Genomic DNA, 16053 nt, shown 5'->3' with positions numbered 1-16053 from the left:
TGTTATGCAAGAACAAGATTACATCCTTTTTGAAAACTATTTATCAGACAATTTAAGCAAAGAGGAACATATTGCTTTTGAGGCTAGACTAAATTCTGATCTTTCATTCCGCAAAACATTTGTAGTCTACAAAGAGTTTTCTGAAAATTTGGAATATGAAATTGGAAATGAAAGTAAAACAGCAGATTTTAAGGCTAATTTAGATAATATCTCATTTCAATATTTTAACAAAGAAGATGTAAAGTCGGAAGTTACATCGTCTAAGAAGACATTTAGTTTCTATAAATATGCAGTAGCAGCAAGTATAGCTTTGTTAATGGGGTTTTTTGTGTATAACCAATTTTCTGAGGGTGCCAATTATTCGGATTTTAATACACATGAGACTGTAGATTTTACAGTAAGAGGAGCAGAAGGTAATGTTGGTTTGCTAATTAAGACAACTAAAGCATTCAACGATAAAGAATATGAAAAAGCTAATGTATATTTAGAAGAATTATTGGTAAGCGATCCGGAAAATATCGAGTATAATTTTTACTATGCGATTACTAATATAGAGTTAAATAATTTCGCTAAAGCGGAAACCATATTAATTTCAATATCAAAAGGAAGTTCTGCTTATAGTAACAGAGCTAAATGGTATTTGGCATTAAGTAAGTTAAAACAAGATGAAAATGAAGCGTGTATCTCGGTTTTAAAAACGATACCAGAAGATGCTGATGATTATAGTCAAGCCTTACAATTATTAAATAAACTTAAATAATAAATAAGTCCTTATATAAAGGATGTAAAATACTTATCTAAAAGTCATCATAACCATGATGGCTTTTTTATTTTTGCAACATGGTAATTACAGATACACACACACATTTATATAGTGAAGCTTTTGATGAGGATAGAGCCGAAGTGATGCAACGGACATTGGACGCGGGGGTTTCTAGATTGTTTATTCCTGCAATAGATAGTACTTATACTGCAAGTATGTTACAATTGGAAAAGGATTATCCTGACCATGTTTTTTTAATGATGGGTTTGCATCCTACGCATGTTAAGGAAAATTACAAAGAAGAATTAGAGCATGTCGTAGATATGCTGACTACTCATAAGTTTTATGCAGTAGGGGAGATTGGTATTGATTTATATTGGGATAAAAGCACGTTGGCAATACAGCAGGACGCCTTTAGACAACAAATTAAATTAGCAAAAGAATATAAATTACCCATAGTAATACACTGTCGGGAAGCTTTTGATGAGATTTTTGAAATTTTAGAAGAAGAGAAAGCTGACGATTTATACGGAATTTTTCATTGTTTTTCTGGTACTTTGGAACAAGCGCATCAGGCCATTTCGTATAATATGAAACTAGGTATTGGTGGCGTGGCTACTTTTAAAAATGGAAAGATTGATCAGTTTTTAAATGAAATAGATTTAAAACACATCGTTTTAGAAACAGATTCCCCTTATTTAGCACCAAAACCTTATAGAGGTAAACGAAATGAAAGTAGCTATATATTAAAGGTTGTAGAAAAATTGTCTGAGATTTACGACCTGCCAGAGCAGGAAATTGCGGATATTACTACAGAGAATTCAAAAAAGGTGTTTGGGATTTAACTCAAAGCAAAGTACTATATATAATATGACTAAAATGATCCCGAATATACTCCTTATATATACAGGAGGAACTATAGGTATGATAAAGGATCCGGAAACAGGGACTTTACGTGCTTTTGACTTTGAAAACTTGTTAGATCGTATTCCAGAGTTAAAATTGTTAGAATGTACTATCGAAACGTATTCTTTTGAAGTGCCCATAGATTCTAGTAATATGAATCCAGAGTATTGGGTGCAGATAGCGGAAGTTATCGAGACTAATTACGAGGTGTTTGATGGTTTTGTTGTACTTCATGGTAGTGATACTATGAGTTATACTGCATCTGCTTTAAGTTTTATGTTAGAGCATTTAGCCAAACCTGTGATTTTTACAGGATCACAATTGCCTATTGGAGATTTGCGCACAGATGCCAAAGAAAATTTAATTACTTCAATACAAATAGCATCTTTGCAACATTATAATAAACCAGTTATAAAGGAAGTTGGTTTGTATTTTGAATATAATTTGTACCGGGCTAATCGTACTACAAAGATAAATGCAGAACATTTTGAGGCTTTTGCAAGTTTAAATTACCCAGATTTAGCAGAAAGTGGTGTGCATTTAAAGGTGAATCATGAGATTTTATTTAAGCCTAACCCTAGAAAAAAACTGACAGTTCATAAAAACTTGAATGCAAACATTGCTTTAGTTAAGTTATTTCCAGGTATTACAAAACAAGTTTTGGAAGCTGTTTTTAATACAGAAGGATTAAAAGGTATTGTTTTAGAAACTTATGGTGCCGGAAATTGTAGTACCGAAGATTGGTTTTTAGAATTACTAAAAAAGACGGTGCAAAAAGGGATTCCTATTGTTAATGTAACGCAATGTTCTGGTGGAAGTGTCTTAATGGGACAGTATGAAACTAGCGAAAAGCTTAAAAGAATAGGCTTGATTTCCGGAAAAGACATCACAACGGAGGCTGCTTTGTGTAAATTGATGTATTTATTAGGAGAAAATATTTCGGCTAACTTATTCAAAACCATATATGAAACGGCTTTAAGAGGAGAAATGTCTTAAAATTAACCCTTAAAATTTTAAGTTTAAGATATTTTTTTGTTATTTGCCCCATTGTAATTAGTGTTATTTACAGAGAGGTGGCCGAGTGGCTTAAGGCGCACGCTTGGAAAGCGTGTATGCGTTAATAGCGTATCGAGGGTTCGAATCCCTTTCTCTCTGCAAGAGGTTTGAAATGGATAGATGTTTATTTAATTAGTGTTATAAACTATAATTAACGAACATCTTAAGTTTTAGATTTTTTGTTAGCTTTTAAGAGTAAAAAGGCAAAACTTTATGGTTTTACTTCAGCTCTTTTAGTTATTTTTATTTTTAATTACAATTTTTTTATATCTTTAACACTTTAACTAATAAAATTAAGAACAACAAAATGAAAAGATTTTTTTCTATCCTAGCCATAGCGTGTATCATGGCATTCGGAACTGCAAATGCAACTACTAACGCAGCAATGACGACTGCAACTACTGTAGTACTTACACAAGAAGATTCAAATGCTGATGCTGCAACTGCAGAGGGCGAAGACTTAACGTTTCACCAAGAACTTAAAAAACGTTTTATTGAAGGTGGACCAGGTTTTATGGGTATTGTATTATTATGTTTAATTCTAGGTTTAGCAATTGCTATTGAGAGAATTATCTTTTTAAACTTATCTACAACTAACTCTAAAAAGTTAACTCAAGATGTTGAAGATGCTCTTCAATCTGGTGGTTTAGAAGCTGCTAAAGAAGTTTGTCGTAACACAAAAGGACCAGTTGCCTCTATCTTTTACCAAGGTTTAGACAGAGCGGAAGGTGATTTAGATGATGCTGAAAAAGCTGTTGTAGCTTACGGTGGAGTACAAATGGGACAATTAGAGAAAAACGTATCTTGGATTTCTTTATTTATCGCATTAGCACCAATGTTAGGGTTCATGGGAACTGTAATTGGTATGATCCAAGCTTTTGATAAAATTGAAGCAGCAGGAGATATGCAACCATCTTTAGTAGCAGGGGGTATTAAAGTAGCCTTATTAACTACTGTATTTGGACTTATTGTAGCAATTATATTACAAATTTTTTATAATTATATTATCGCTAAGATTGATAGTATTGTTAACGATATGGAAGATTCTTCTATTAACTTAATGGATATCTTATCTAAGTACAAGAAATAATTTACTCAATTACTAACTTTAAAAATTAAAGAATATGCACAAGATTTTAAAAATAGTTGCTTTAGTATTGAGTTTAGCTGGGATTGGTATTTTAGTAGGTATTATTTCTAAAGGAGATGAAGGTATAGAGATGGCGGCAGCAAGCGGAGATACTGCTTTAGTTGATTATATGTCATATGTAGCTTACGCTATATTGGCTTTAGTTTTAATATTTGTAGTCTTTTTTGTTATCAAAAATATCTTTACAGGAGGGAAATCTCTTAAAAACACGTTAATAGGTGTGGGTGCTTTCGTAGCTATATTAGTTATAGCTTATGTAGTATCTGGAGGAGATGGCGTTTATAAATATAACGGATTAGTAGCTTCAGAAGGCGAATCTAAAATGGTAGGTGCTGGATTAATAGCATTTTATATTTTAGGAGCAGTAGCTATTGGAACGATGTTATTCTCAGGTATTAAAAAATTAATTAAATAATTATGGCAAAAAGATCAGCACCAGAAGTTAATGCAGGCTCTATGGCTGACATTGCCTTCTTATTATTAATATTCTTCTTAGTTACAACAACTATTGAAGTAGATTCTGGTATTAGTTCAAAACTACCACCAGATGTTCCACCACCCGAAGTTAAAATAAAACAGAAAAACATTTTTACTGTTGAGTTAAATAAGGATAACCAAATGTTGGTTGAGGAGGAAATAATGAAAATTAAAGACCTTAAAGCTGCAGCTATCAAGTTTATTGATAATGGTGCGGCTGAAGGAACTGGGGGGACTAAATGTGATTATTGTAATGGAGCTAAAGATCCGGAGTCTTCAGATCATCCTTCTAAAGCAATTGTTTCAATAACACATTCAAGAGCTACAGATTATAATACTTTTATAGTGGTTTACGATCAGTTGGTAAGTGCTTATTCAGAATTAAGAGAGCGTCTAGCCCAAAAGCTATACAATCGTTCTTTTAAAGAAATGGAATTAACTTATGATGATTCAAAATCTCCTCAATTTAAAAGTGAAAAGTTAAAAGCTAAAATAGATGATATAAAGGGTAAGTATCCTAGAATTATCTCTAAGGCAGAACCAAAATAATTTATTAAACTATGTCAAAATTTAAAAAAGAAGGCAGCAAAGAATTGCCAGCTATTTCTACAGCATCATTACCTGATATTGTATTCATGCTATTATTCTTTTTTATGGTAGCAACCGTAATGAGAGACAGCAGTTTGAAAATTAAAAATAATTTACCTTCTGCAGCCGAAACTGAAAAGCTAGGTCAGAAAAATTTAATCATGTTTATATACGCTGGAAAACCTAGTGATCAATATAAAAATATGGGTGAAGATCCTAAGATTCAGTTAAACGATAAGTTTGCTGATTTGAAGGAAATTGCAGCTTTTGTCGCGGCAGAACGTGCTTCTAAGCGTGAAGCTGAAATACCACAATTAATTGCAGCTCTTAAAGTTGATAAAGAAACTAACATGGGTCTTATATCAGATATTGAGCAACAATTACGTAAAGTAGGACAATTGAAAATTAACTATACTACTAAAAAGGGTAGTGGACTTAAATAAAGATTACTCTTAATTTTATTACAAAAGGTGTTTTGATTTATCAAAACACCTTTTGTTTTTTATACCTTTATTTTTTTGCGCAACAAATTAATTAAATTGGGAGTGTTATGGACCAGTTCTTTTTTAGTGAAACATCTGATCAATAATAAATACTACTTTTAACGGATGAAATATATACTAGTTTTTTTTTCAGTTTTATTTTGTACACCAATGCTTATGGCTCAGGACAACTCGGCTAAACAGATGGTGGTAGATTCTCTATATAGAGAGGATCAGTTCTATTTGGGTATAACGTATAATTTACTAAGTAATAAGCCAAGTGGTGTCTCTCAAAATGCGTTTTCAAGCGGGTTGCATTTTGGAGTTATCCGAGATATGCCAATTAATGACAATAGAAATAAAGCAATTGGTGTAGGTTTAGGTTTATCGTTTAATGCCTATAATGATAACCTGTTAATTAGTGAAGGTGCTAGCGAAACTACATTTTCAGTGTTGAATGAGGATACCGATTATTCTAAGAATAAATTTTATACCTACGTTGTAGAAATGCCAATCCAATATAGATGGAGAACATCAACACCGAGTGAATATAGCTTTTGGCGCATTTATACGGGACTTAAGGTTGGTTATGTATTTGCTAACGGAACCAAATACATAGGGGATCCTGAGAGTTTTAAAGTAAGAAATACAGGTGCTTTTACTAAGATACAATATGGCTTGACCTTTAGTGCAGGTTATAATACGTGGAATTTCTATCTGTACTATGGTTTAAATGATATGTTTGATACTGCTCAAATAAATGGAGAATCCCTAAACATAAGCGCAATTAAAGTTGGTTTAATGTTTTATATTTTATAACCAATATTGTAATACAATGAGTTGTGGTATTATGCCAATTAGTAATCCTGCCAATAGCTCTTTAACGCTATGTGCTTCTAAATATAATCTTGAGGTGGCGACAGCACCAGTAATTATAGCAAATAGGGCTAAGCTTCCATTAATATTTATGCTAAAATGAATGGCAAATGCTATAAAAAACATAAAAACACCCCCGGTTGCTATTAAGTGAATACTGGCTTTGAATTTTAGTATAGCTAATATTAAACAGGTTACACTAGATAGTAGTATGCCTATAAAAAAGAAGTATAATTCTGGTATTTGATTCTCAGGGAAAACGCGATATAGTATTAGTATTATTATGGCGCAATTTACCAATAAAGGTAAAATACGTTCTTTAGTTGTCTTTAAATGTATAGATTCTGTTTTACCTAAGGTTTTTAATAAAAAGTACACCATAATAGGAAGTACAACAGATAGTATAAATAGCGATATTAATTTTGCGTATACAAGGTCTTCAGGAATAAATCGGGGTGATTTCTTAAAGTAAAAGTGAATTGCCAATAAAGGCATGATAATAGGATGAAAGACAACCGATATAGTTTTAATTAGCCATTTCATTTTAAATAGATATTGGTAAAGTTTGATAAGAAAACGTAGATATTGATGGGAATGTTTTAAAGCTAATCAATTATATTTTTTTACGCAATCTAGCAACAGGTATATCTAATTGTTCTCTATATTTAGCGACGGTACGACGGGCAATAGGGTATCCTTTTTCTTTTAGTATTTTGGCTAAAGCAGCATCTGTTAAAGGTTTCTTTTTACTTTCTTCTTCAATTACTGTTTCTAGAATTTTTTTGATTTCGCGTGTAGAGACTTCTTCACCTTGATCATTAGTCATAGATTCTGAGAAGAATTCTTTGATTAATTTAGTACCGTAAGGCGTATCTACATATTTACTATTAGCAACTCTAGAAACTGTAGAAACATCCATTTCAATTTCGTCAGCAATATCTTTAAGAATCATTGGTCTTAAATTACGCTCATCGCCGGTTAAGAAGAATTCTTTCTGGTAATTCATAATAGAGCTCATTGTGACAAATAAAGTTTGCTGACGCTGTTTAATAGCGTCTATAAACCATTTTGCGGCATCTAGTTTTTGCTTGATAAACATCACAGCATCTTTTTGAGATTTAGACTTGTCTTTACTCTCTTTATAGCCTTTAAGCATATTATTATACTCTCTAGAAACGTGTAGTTCTGGAGCATTACGACCATTAAGAGTTAATTCTAATTGGCCATCCACTATTTTTATGGCAAAATCAGGAACAACGTGTTCCACGATTCTATTGTTTCCAGCGTATGAACCTCCTGGTTTTGGGTTAAGACGTTCCACTTCATGAATCGCATCTTTAAGCTGTTCTTCAGTTATATCAAATTTTTGCATTAATTTTTTATAATGCTTTTTAGTAAACTGATCAAATGCTTTATCGATAATATCCATTGCCAATTGGATATCTGGTGACTTTTCTTTTCTATGTAATTGGATACTTAAACACTCTTGTAAGTTTCTAGCACCAACACCTGCTGGATCTAATTGATGCACAATTTTAAGGACTCTAGAGACCTTTTCTTCATCAGTATAGACACTCTGGGTAAAGGCAAGGTCATCTACAATATCAGTTAGTTCTCTACGTATGTAGCCACTCTCGTCAACGCTACCGACTAAAAATTCAGCAATATCACGTTCGTCATCAGACAAACGATAGGTGTTTAATTGATTGACTAAATGTTGCGTAAAAGAAGTACCGGCAGCATAAGGCATGGTTTTGTCCTCATCATCTGCACTATAGTTATTCGTGTTTGTTCTATATTCCGGGATTTCGTCATCACTTAAGTAATCATCGACGTTAATATCTCCCGCATCAATGATGTCGTTATCGTCAAAATCGTCTTTAGTGTTATCTAAGTCATTGTCGAAGTCATCAACAATTTCTTCTTTCCCTGTGTCTAATGCAGGATTTTCTTCTAACTCTTGCTTTAAACGTTGTTCAAATGCTTGTGTCGGCAACTGTATCAATTTCATTAATTGAATTTGTTGTGGCGACAACTTCTGCGATAATTTAAACTGTAAATATTGTTTAAGCATGATTTATTTTAGAATTAGGATAAAAATAAAAAAAACAATCTACATTTTAGTAGATTGTTTTAATATATAAATTTGAATGTTAATAAACTCTATTTATTCTAAAATCATTTATTAAGAGTTTAAAAGTTATTCTATGTTTTAAAATTCTGCGTTTTGCGGTGTTCTTGGGTAAGGTATTACATCTCTAATATTTCCCATTCCTGTTGCAAACATAACTAAGCGTTCAAAACCAAGACCAAAACCAGAGTGAACAGCTGTACCATATTTACGTAAGTCCAAGTACCACCATAATTCTTCCTCAGAAATATCTAAGACTGCCATTTTTTCTTTTAAAACATCAAGACGTTCTTCACGTTGTGATCCTCCAACAATTTCTCCAATACCAGGAAATAAGATATCCATTGCTCTAACGGTTTTACCGTCTTCGTTTAAACGCATGTAAAATGCTTTTATATTTGCCGGATAATCAAATAATATTACTGGGCACTTAAAATGTTTTTCTACTAAAAAGCGCTCGTGTTCTGATTGTAAATCGGCACCCCATTCTTCAATGATATAATTGAATTTCTTTTTCTTGTTAGGCTTAGAATTTCTAAGTATATCTATAGCTTCAGTATAACTTACGCGTTTGAAATTGTTTTCAGTAACGAACTTTAATTTTTCAATTAATGACAATTCACTACGTTCTGCTTGCGGCTTTGTTTTTTCATCATCCAAAAGACGTTTGTCTAAAAACTCTAAGTCGTCCGCATTATGTTCTAAAATGTAACTAATCACAGATTTCATAAAGTCTTCTGCTAAGTCCATATTTCCAGCAAGATCCATGAAAGCAACTTCTGGCTCAATCATCCAGAATTCTGACAAATGACGTGTGGTATTAGAGTTTTCTGCTCTAAAAGTTGGTCCAAAAGTATAGACTTTACCTAAAGACATCGCATAAGTTTCTGCTTCTAATTGACCAGAAACAGTAAGGTTAGTGTCTTTTCCGAAAAAGTTTTTGGTTTGGTCTATATTACCATCTTCTGTTAAAGGAGGGTTTTTTTGATCTAATGTGCTTACACGAAACATTTCTCCTGCTCCTTCTGCATCACTCCCTGTAATAATTGGGGTGTGCATATAGTAGAAACCGTTATCATTAAAGTACTTATGTACAGCAAAAGATAATGCAGAACGTAAACGCATAACAGCACTAAACGTACTTGTTCTTGTGCGTAGATGCGCATTTTCTCTTAAAAATTCAAAACTGTGTTTTTTGGGTTGAATTGGATAAGTTTCTGGATCAGAATCTCCTAAAATTTCAATTTTAGTAACGGTAACTTCTACTGTTTGACCTTTACCTTGACTTTCTACTAATTCTCCTGTGATTGACACGGCAGCACCAGTTGTGATGCGTTTTAGTAAGTTCTCGTCTGTGTTTTCAAAATCGACTACACATTGGATGTTATGTAATGTTGAACCATCATTTAAAGCAATAAATCTATTAGCTCTAAAGGTACGTACCCAACCTTTTATTTGTATTTCTTGTAATTTTGTCTCTTTAAGTAAAGTAGCGACTGTATGTGATTTCATTTTTAAAAAATTTAATTAAAAATAGAGTGTTCTTTTTTATTTTTCTTCGGAAACAGATGTCTTTTCATCATCGTCTTCCCTTGGTATAATATTAATTGTTGGTTCTTTTAAGACTTGCTTATTAGCAATACTTCGTTCTAATGATAATAATAACGATGGTAATAGTAGTAAGTTAGATAACATAGCAAATAATAATGTTACTGATACTAAAGCACCAAGTGCTACGGTACCTCCAAAACTAGAAATTATAAATACTGAGAAACCAAAGAAGAGTACTATTGAGGTATAAAACATACTAACTCCTGTTTCGCGTAACGCTCCATAAACAGATTTTTTTATCTTCCAATTATTGGCTTGTAGCTCTTGTCTGTATTTTGCTAAAAAATGAATCGTATCATCTACAGATATACCAAATGCTATACTAAAGACTAATATTGTTGAGGGTTTTATTGGTACACCAATATATCCCATTAATCCTGCTGTTACTACTAGTGGTAATAAATTGGGGATTAATGATACAACAATCATCCTAAACGATCTAAACATGTAAGCCATGAATAGAGAGATTAATATAACGGCTAGAGATAGTGATATGGCTAAGTTTTTGACTAGATATTTAGTTCCTTTTTGAAAAACCAATGCTTTACCAGTCATGGTTACATTGTACTGCTTTTCAGGAAATACGTTGTCTATTTTGTCTTGCAGATTTTCTTGGATACGTTCCATTTTGTCCGTACCAATGTCTTTCATGAATGTTGTAATTCTAGCATACTGGCCAGTGCTATCCACAAAGTTTTTTAGTAAATCCGTGTCGGATGATGAGTTTTTAGCATAGGATAAAATGAAATTATTTTCCATGCTTGTTGGTAGTTGGTAATATTTTGGATTTCCATTATAGTACGCTTGCTTGGAATATTTGACTAATCCAACAACTGAAATTGCTTTTGAAAATTCAGGAGTCTCATTTATAAACTCTTCAATTTTTTCCATTCGTTTTAAAGTCGCCAACTTCATAACACCTTGCTTACGTTTAGTGTCAATCATAATTTCTAATGGCATAATACCATCAAACTCTTCTTCAAAAAAGCGGATATCTTTAAAAAATTGTGCCTTTTTGGGCATGTCTTCAATTAGACTTCCAGAAATTTTTATTTGGAAAATACCAATCAAACAAACGACTAGTAAAACCAGAGAGGTTATATAAATCGCAATTCGCTTTTCTTTTACCATTCGTACCATCCAATCGACAAAACCACCAATCCAACGTTTGTTTAGGTGCTCTAAGTGGCGCTCTTTAGGGTAGGGTAAGAAGCTGTAGAGTATTGGTATTATTAGCAAGCATAGTATGAAAATAGCTATTATACTTAATGAGGCAACAACACCAAACTCTTTAAGTAAGGTACTCTCGGTTAAGATAAAAGTACCAAAACCTGAAGCAGTGGTAACATTTGTCATTAATGTGGCATTACCTACTTTTGTAATTACACGCTGTAAACTTTTTACTTTATTACCATGAGATTTAACCTCATGTTGATATTTATTTATCAGAAATATACAATTAGGTATTCCAATTACAATTATTAATGGTGGTATTAAAGCTGTTAGTACAGTGATTTCATATCCAAGCATACCAAGTATACCTAAGGTCCACATAACACCAATACATACGACTATTAGAGAGATGAAAGTTGCTCTAAAAGATCTAAAAAATAAGAAGAATATAAATGAGGTTACTAGTAGTGCTGCAATTACAAAAAGATTAATCTCGTCAACTATATTTTTTGCATTAAGGGTTCTTATATAAGGCATCCCCGATATTCTAACATCTAGACCTTCTTTTTTCTCAAAAGCATCTATTTTTTTTATTAGATTATCTATTACAAAGTCCTTCCTAGCAGGGGTGTTTACAATATCCTTCTTTAAATAAATGGCTGAACGAACTGTTTTTGTTTCTTTATTAAATAAGAAGTTGTCGTAAAAGGGATACTGATTGAATAATTGGTCTTGAAGTTTTTCAATTTCCGCGATAGACGACACAGAATCTTTTATAAAAGGTTCAAGCGTAAACTTTTCGTGAACTTGATCTTTGACTAATTTTTGTAGGTCTTTAATTGAAATTACAGTTTCAACTTCTGGAGCATTTCTAAAACTGTCAGAAAGTGCGTTCCACGCATTTAATTTTTCGACTGTAAAAAGGGTTGTGTCTTTAACACCAAGAACAACTAAATTACCTTCTTCTCCAAATACTTTTAAAAAGTCATTGTAAGTAATGTTTACGTCGTGGTCGTCCGGTAGCAGGTTAGCTTCGGTATACGTAAAACGCATATACTTCCATTGCGTACTAAATAGTACGGTAATTATAACGATACCTATAAGAATAGCTATCTTATTGCGCAAAATTAGTCTTGCTACAATGTCCCAGAAATTTGCAGAAAATAGTTTAAACATAATACTTTAAAAAACGGAACAAAGGTATATAAAACCATTGTATTTACTTAAATAAATTTGGTTTTATAATGTAATATTAAAAGTGAATTTTAGAGCGATATTATCTTCTTCTCTAGGTAAATGATATGCACCATATCTATAAGTAGCACTTAAACCAAAACCTAAAAGTAATTTATTAATCTCAAATCCACTTTCTGTATAACCATGTTTTAAAGTTCCAAAGTCTACATTTTGGTGTCTATCAATGTTATTCATATTACCAATGGCATAACGAGATACAAGTACTAATTGCGGGTTAAAATGTTTTGCAATTGCAAAAGGCTTTACGTAATGTTTTAAAACGAGGGTAGAAAATCTATCGGAGAAAAACTCGTTGAAGTACATGGTTTCAAAACTATTGATTCCGGCTACAGAAAAGCGCTGTAAGATCGTTTCTTTAGTAATGTTGTTTGGATAGGCGTGATATAAATGGGTTAAAGGTGCATTTCCATGAGTTATACCCGCGGATAAAGTTCCGATAGTATAAGAATGCTTATTATGTTTTATTTTATGAATAGTTCTAAAATCTAATTTGGAAAAATTAAAATCAGCATTTAAAAGATCTTTAAAACTTTTAGTGTATTGCAAGGTGAATTTTGGGTAGCCATCAATAGCGGTTTTTACGCCTGCTTCAGATGTTTCAAAAGTTTTAAAGGGATCCCATTGTAGCGATACTTTAGCCGTAGTTGTTTCAAATGCACTATAATTCTTTCCATCTAAAAGAAAGTTGTAGTCGTAAGTCGGTCTTATATTACTAATGGCAATTTCTGATTTTGAATATAAATTGGGTGTTATTTCGTGTTCAATTGAAATGGCAGATGTGATATGTTTGTGGAATAAACTAATATTAAGTAATCGGGGTTCAAAAAAAGAAAACGAACGGCTATCAGTTAAGAAGGCTGAACTTCCTGTTTCTTTTAAATCATCAATGTAGGATAAGTTAATCCAAGTTTTAGTGTCTTTATTTACTCTAAATCCGCCACCTATTTTGTATTTGAAGCTATCATCCCTGAAGCCATAGACTAAATAGGAGTCAATTCTATATTTTTCAGAAAACTCATCATTGGTAATACCGCCTAAGCCAGTTCTGAAACCTTCATATTGATTATACTTAATTAAATAGCGTAAGTCAAAGTTCCATAGCTTAGTTGGGAAAAAACCATTACCAATTTGTTTTAAAAGGTCTCCTGATTTTGTTGAATCGTTTGCCTTTAATGTGGTATCTGGATCAGAGTTTTGCGCATGCAAAGTCCCAAAGCAAAAAAGAATTACAATGAGCAGGTAGTAATTAAATTTAATATGTTTAGAGTTGTGCATTTATTACTGTTGTAAGTACAGATTTAATATTTGTTCTGTAACCGATCTCTTTAGCAACAATTTCTCCTTTTTTATTAATTACGATCGACGTAGGGTAACTTTGTACGCCATAAGTGGTGATAACATCATTTGCATTTGCAGCAATGGTAAAGTTGAATACTGTGTTGTCTAAAAACTGTTCTACTATTTCTTTTTTATTAAACGTGAGTGCTAAAAATTTTACTTTTTTATCTTTAAAAATGTCGGTTAACTCATTTAATTCTGGCATTTCCATAACACAAGGTGCGCATTTTGTAAACCAAAAGTTTAGCACTACGACTTGACCTTTAAGATCTGATAATTTAAAAGTGTTCCCTTGTAAATCTGTAATGAAAAAATCTAAAGCTTTTTCTCCTTTTATAAATTCAGATTCGGGGTTTATTGCAACTGTATTGTTTTTTAATGCATTGCGTTTAAAGACTATTGATTTGAGTCTTTGTTTATCATCGACATAAAACAACGGTGTATAATCCGAGTTTGTCATTAGTTGAACTTGAGAGATAGGAAGTCGTTTTCCTTTGTCGTTAAAAAGTAAAACATCAGGAGTAATTACCAACTCCATAGTTTTAACGTCTTCATCGGTCAATACATGCTGGTTGTTTGGAATAAACTTATAGTCCTGAGCATGTAGTAGACCCAAGCAAAAAAAAGCAAAAACAAAACCAATAGATTTTAAAAATTTCATAATTGAGATTTTAACTTAAATACTAGAACGTGAAATTGTGGTATAAGTTGTAAAATGTAAAAAAGCGACTTAAAAGTCGCTTTAAGAATTATACAGTCATTATCTCAGTTTCTTTAGAAGCTAAGGTTTCTTCAATTTTTTTAACATATTTGTCTGTTAATACTTGAACGTCTGCTTCTGCATTTTTTTGAAGATCTTCAGAGGCATCCTCCGTTTTTTTAATGTCGTTATTTGCTTCTTTACGTGCATTTCTAATACCAATTTTAGCATCTTCGGCTTCAACTTTGGCTTGTTTTGCAAGTTCACGTCTACGCTCTTCTGTTAATGGTGGTACACTAATTATTAGAATGTCTCCATTATTCATAGGGTTAAAACCAAGATTAGCAATCATAATTGCTTTTTCTATAGCTTGTAACATATTTTTTTCCCACGGTTGTACGGTAATTGTACGACCATCTGGAGTGTTGACGTTTGCGACTTGACTAAGTGGTGTCTGTGATCCATAATAGTCCACCATTACGCTCCCTAACATTGCAGGGCTAGCTTTTCCGGCTCTAATATTTACAAATTGTTTTTCAAGATGCTTAATGGCTTTTTCCATTGCTTCTTTGGTCGTGTCTATTATAAATGTAATGTCTTCGTTCATGGTAATGTAATTTAATATTGAATGACTTTCAAAAAGCGAGCCAATTTTAAACGTAATATAATAATCTATTTATAAACTTACTTGTGTTCCTATTTTTTCTCCTGTAACAACCTTCATTAAGTTCCCTTTTGTATTCATGTCAAATACAATAATAGGTAAGTCATTTTCTTGACTCAGTGTAAATGCTGTTGTGTCCATAACCTTTAATCCTTTACGTAAAACATCGTCAAAAGTAATGTGATCAAATTTTATAGCTTCGCTGTCTTTTTCTGGATCAACATTGTAGATACCATCTACGCGTGTTCCTTTTAAAATAACGTCTGCTTCAATTTCAATAGCTCTTAAAACTGCTGCGGAGTCGGTTGTAAAGTAAGGGTTTCCTGTTCCTCCACCAAAAATAACAACACGACCTTTACGTAGATGGCTCATCGCTTTTCTGCGTATAAATGGCTCTGCTACCTCGTTGATTTTTATAGCTGTTTGCAGTCTTGTTTTTATATCGGCATCTTCTAATGCTTGTTGTAAGGCTAAACCGTTAATAACAGTGGCTAACATTCCCATATGGTCACCTTGTACGCGATCCATACCATTCATGGCTCCAGCAACTCCTCTAAAAATATTTCCTCCACCAATAACTATAGCTACTTCTACACCTTTTTCTGTAACTGCTTTAATTTCTTGAGCGTATTCAGATAGACGTTCTGGATCTATACCATATTGACGATTTCCCATTAAGGCTTCACCTGATAATTTTAGGAGTATTCTTTTATATTTCATAGTCTAATCTAACGATTGAAGGATTCCTATACAGATAGGAAAAATAGTTTAGCAAATCTAAGTGTTTTTAAGCATAAAAAAAACCACTAACTCTTAAAATAGAGTAGTGGTTTTGATTATGTATAAATATTTTTAAATTTTTCGCTTACGCGGAAATATAA

General features: G+C 32.5%; 16 protein-coding genes and 1 tRNA gene. 9 read left to right on the top strand and 8 right to left on the bottom strand.

Annotated elements, in window-relative coordinates:
• Positions 1 to 4: 4 nt before the first annotated feature.
• The 9 genes from E9099_RS04815 (at position 5) to E9099_RS04775 (ending at position 6241) form a co-directional block, all read left to right on the top strand.
• Positions 5 to 760 (top strand): tetratricopeptide repeat protein, encoded by a 756-nt coding sequence (locus tag E9099_RS04815; RefSeq protein WP_136582570.1) that lies wholly within the window; start codon positions 5 to 7, stop codon positions 758 to 760.
• Positions 761 to 840: 80 nt separating this feature from the next.
• Complete coding sequence (locus E9099_RS04810; RefSeq protein ID WP_136582569.1) at positions 841 to 1608, top strand: TatD family hydrolase; 768 nt, start codon at positions 841 to 843, stop codon at positions 1606 to 1608.
• A 25-nt stretch (positions 1609 to 1633) separates the two neighbouring features.
• Positions 1634 to 2665, top strand: coding sequence for an asparaginase (locus E9099_RS04805; RefSeq protein WP_136582568.1), 1032 nt, complete (start codon positions 1634 to 1636; stop codon positions 2663 to 2665).
• 71 nt (positions 2666 to 2736) lie between these two features.
• Positions 2737 to 2824: transfer RNA gene (locus tag E9099_RS04800), tRNA-Ser, on the top strand.
• A gap of 208 nt (positions 2825 to 3032) precedes the next feature.
• Entirely contained in the window at positions 3033 to 3815 is a 783-nt protein-coding gene (locus tag E9099_RS04795; protein ID WP_136582567.1) for a MotA/TolQ/ExbB proton channel family protein, read from the top strand.
• 34 nt (positions 3816 to 3849) lie between these two features.
• A complete protein-coding gene (locus E9099_RS04790; protein WP_136582566.1) occupies positions 3850 to 4290 on the top strand; it encodes a hypothetical protein in 441 nt (146 codons plus the stop codon).
• Between the two features lie 2 nt (positions 4291 to 4292).
• Entirely contained in the window at positions 4293 to 4901 is a 609-nt protein-coding gene (locus E9099_RS04785) for an ExbD/TolR family protein (protein ID WP_136582565.1), read from the top strand.
• An 11-nt stretch (positions 4902 to 4912) separates the two neighbouring features.
• Positions 4913 to 5383 carry an ExbD/TolR family protein gene (locus E9099_RS04780; protein WP_136582564.1) on the top strand — a complete coding sequence of 157 codons (471 nt, stop codon included), beginning with the start codon at positions 4913 to 4915 and terminating at the stop codon, positions 5381 to 5383.
• A gap of 216 nt (positions 5384 to 5599) precedes the next feature.
• The gene (locus E9099_RS04775) at positions 5600 to 6241 is read left to right on the top strand and encodes a porin family protein (RefSeq protein ID WP_240788953.1); all 642 of its coding nucleotides are present in this window, start codon (positions 5600 to 5602) and stop codon (positions 6239 to 6241) included.
• Here the strand turns inward: E9099_RS04775 and E9099_RS04770 are convergent.
• From E9099_RS04770 to pyrH, 8 genes are all read right to left on the bottom strand, one after another.
• A complete protein-coding gene (locus E9099_RS04770; protein WP_136582562.1) occupies positions 6236 to 6841 on the bottom strand; it encodes a hypothetical protein in 606 nt (201 codons plus the stop codon). The genes E9099_RS04775 and E9099_RS04770 overlap by 6 nt on opposite strands.
• A gap of 70 nt (positions 6842 to 6911) precedes the next feature.
• A complete protein-coding gene (rpoN, locus tag E9099_RS04765) occupies positions 6912 to 8372 on the bottom strand; it encodes an RNA polymerase factor sigma-54 (RefSeq protein ID WP_136582561.1) in 1461 nt (486 codons plus the stop codon).
• Between the two features lie 138 nt (positions 8373 to 8510).
• Positions 8511 to 9941, bottom strand: coding sequence for an asparagine--tRNA ligase (gene asnS / locus E9099_RS04760; RefSeq protein ID WP_136582560.1), 1431 nt, complete (start codon positions 9939 to 9941; stop codon positions 8511 to 8513).
• A 36-nt stretch (positions 9942 to 9977) separates the two neighbouring features.
• Entirely contained in the window at positions 9978 to 12389 is a 2412-nt protein-coding gene (locus tag E9099_RS04755) for an efflux RND transporter permease subunit (RefSeq protein ID WP_136582559.1), read from the bottom strand.
• 63 nt (positions 12390 to 12452) lie between these two features.
• Entirely contained in the window at positions 12453 to 13745 is a 1293-nt protein-coding gene (locus tag E9099_RS04750; RefSeq protein WP_240788952.1) for a DUF5686 family protein, read from the bottom strand.
• Complete coding sequence (locus tag E9099_RS04745) at positions 13732 to 14469, bottom strand: TlpA family protein disulfide reductase (RefSeq protein WP_136582558.1); 738 nt, start codon at positions 14467 to 14469, stop codon at positions 13732 to 13734. The genes E9099_RS04750 and E9099_RS04745 overlap by 14 nt, the downstream gene beginning before the upstream one ends.
• Positions 14470 to 14557: 88 nt before the next feature.
• A complete protein-coding gene (gene frr, locus E9099_RS04740; RefSeq protein ID WP_136582557.1) occupies positions 14558 to 15115 on the bottom strand; it encodes a ribosome recycling factor in 558 nt (185 codons plus the stop codon).
• A gap of 69 nt (positions 15116 to 15184) precedes the next feature.
• The gene (gene pyrH / locus E9099_RS04735) at positions 15185 to 15892 is read right to left on the bottom strand and encodes a UMP kinase (RefSeq protein ID WP_136582556.1); all 708 of its coding nucleotides are present in this window, start codon (positions 15890 to 15892) and stop codon (positions 15185 to 15187) included.
• Between the last annotated feature and the right edge of the window lie 161 nt (positions 15893 to 16053).

Source organism: Psychroserpens sp. NJDZ02 (assembly GCF_004843725.1).
Taxonomy (GTDB): Bacteria; Bacteroidota; Bacteroidia; order Flavobacteriales; family Flavobacteriaceae; genus Olleya.
This window is presented reverse-complemented; position numbering and strand designations above follow the sequence as displayed.

What these genes read in the sequence shown, in the direction of transcription:
- E9099_RS04815 (WP_136582570.1), top strand. Translation starts at nt 5, where the DNA reads ATGCAAGAACAAGATTACATCCTTTTTGAAAACTATTTATCAGACAAT.
- E9099_RS04810 (WP_136582569.1), top strand. Translation starts at nt 841, where the DNA reads ATGGTAATTACAGATACACACACACATTTATATAGTGAAGCTTTTGAT.
- E9099_RS04805 (WP_136582568.1), top strand. Translation starts at nt 1,634, where the DNA reads ATGACTAAAATGATCCCGAATATACTCCTTATATATACAGGAGGAACT.
- E9099_RS04795 (WP_136582567.1), top strand. Translation starts at nt 3,033, where the DNA reads ATGAAAAGATTTTTTTCTATCCTAGCCATAGCGTGTATCATGGCATTC.
- E9099_RS04790 (WP_136582566.1), top strand. Translation starts at nt 3,850, where the DNA reads ATGCACAAGATTTTAAAAATAGTTGCTTTAGTATTGAGTTTAGCTGGG.
- E9099_RS04785 (WP_136582565.1), top strand. Translation starts at nt 4,293, where the DNA reads ATGGCAAAAAGATCAGCACCAGAAGTTAATGCAGGCTCTATGGCTGAC.
- E9099_RS04780 (WP_136582564.1), top strand. Translation starts at nt 4,913, where the DNA reads ATGTCAAAATTTAAAAAAGAAGGCAGCAAAGAATTGCCAGCTATTTCT.
- E9099_RS04775 (WP_240788953.1), top strand. Translation starts at nt 5,600, where the DNA reads ATGGCTCAGGACAACTCGGCTAAACAGATGGTGGTAGATTCTCTATAT.
- E9099_RS04770 (WP_136582562.1), bottom strand. Translation starts at nt 6,841, where the DNA reads ATGAAATGGCTAATTAAAACTATATCGGTTGTCTTTCATCCTATTATC.
- rpoN (WP_136582561.1), bottom strand. Translation starts at nt 8,372, where the DNA reads ATGCTTAAACAATATTTACAGTTTAAATTATCGCAGAAGTTGTCGCCA.
- asnS (WP_136582560.1), bottom strand. Translation starts at nt 9,941, where the DNA reads ATGAAATCACATACAGTCGCTACTTTACTTAAAGAGACAAAATTACAA.
- E9099_RS04755 (WP_136582559.1), bottom strand. Translation starts at nt 12,389, where the DNA reads ATGTTTAAACTATTTTCTGCAAATTTCTGGGACATTGTAGCAAGACTA.
- E9099_RS04750 (WP_240788952.1), bottom strand. Translation starts at nt 13,745, where the DNA reads ATGCACAACTCTAAACATATTAAATTTAATTACTACCTGCTCATTGTA.
- E9099_RS04745 (WP_136582558.1), bottom strand. Translation starts at nt 14,469, where the DNA reads ATGAAATTTTTAAAATCTATTGGTTTTGTTTTTGCTTTTTTTTGCTTG.
- frr (WP_136582557.1), bottom strand. Translation starts at nt 15,115, where the DNA reads ATGAACGAAGACATTACATTTATAATAGACACGACCAAAGAAGCAATG.
- pyrH (WP_136582556.1), bottom strand. Translation starts at nt 15,892, where the DNA reads ATGAAATATAAAAGAATACTCCTAAAATTATCAGGTGAAGCCTTAATG.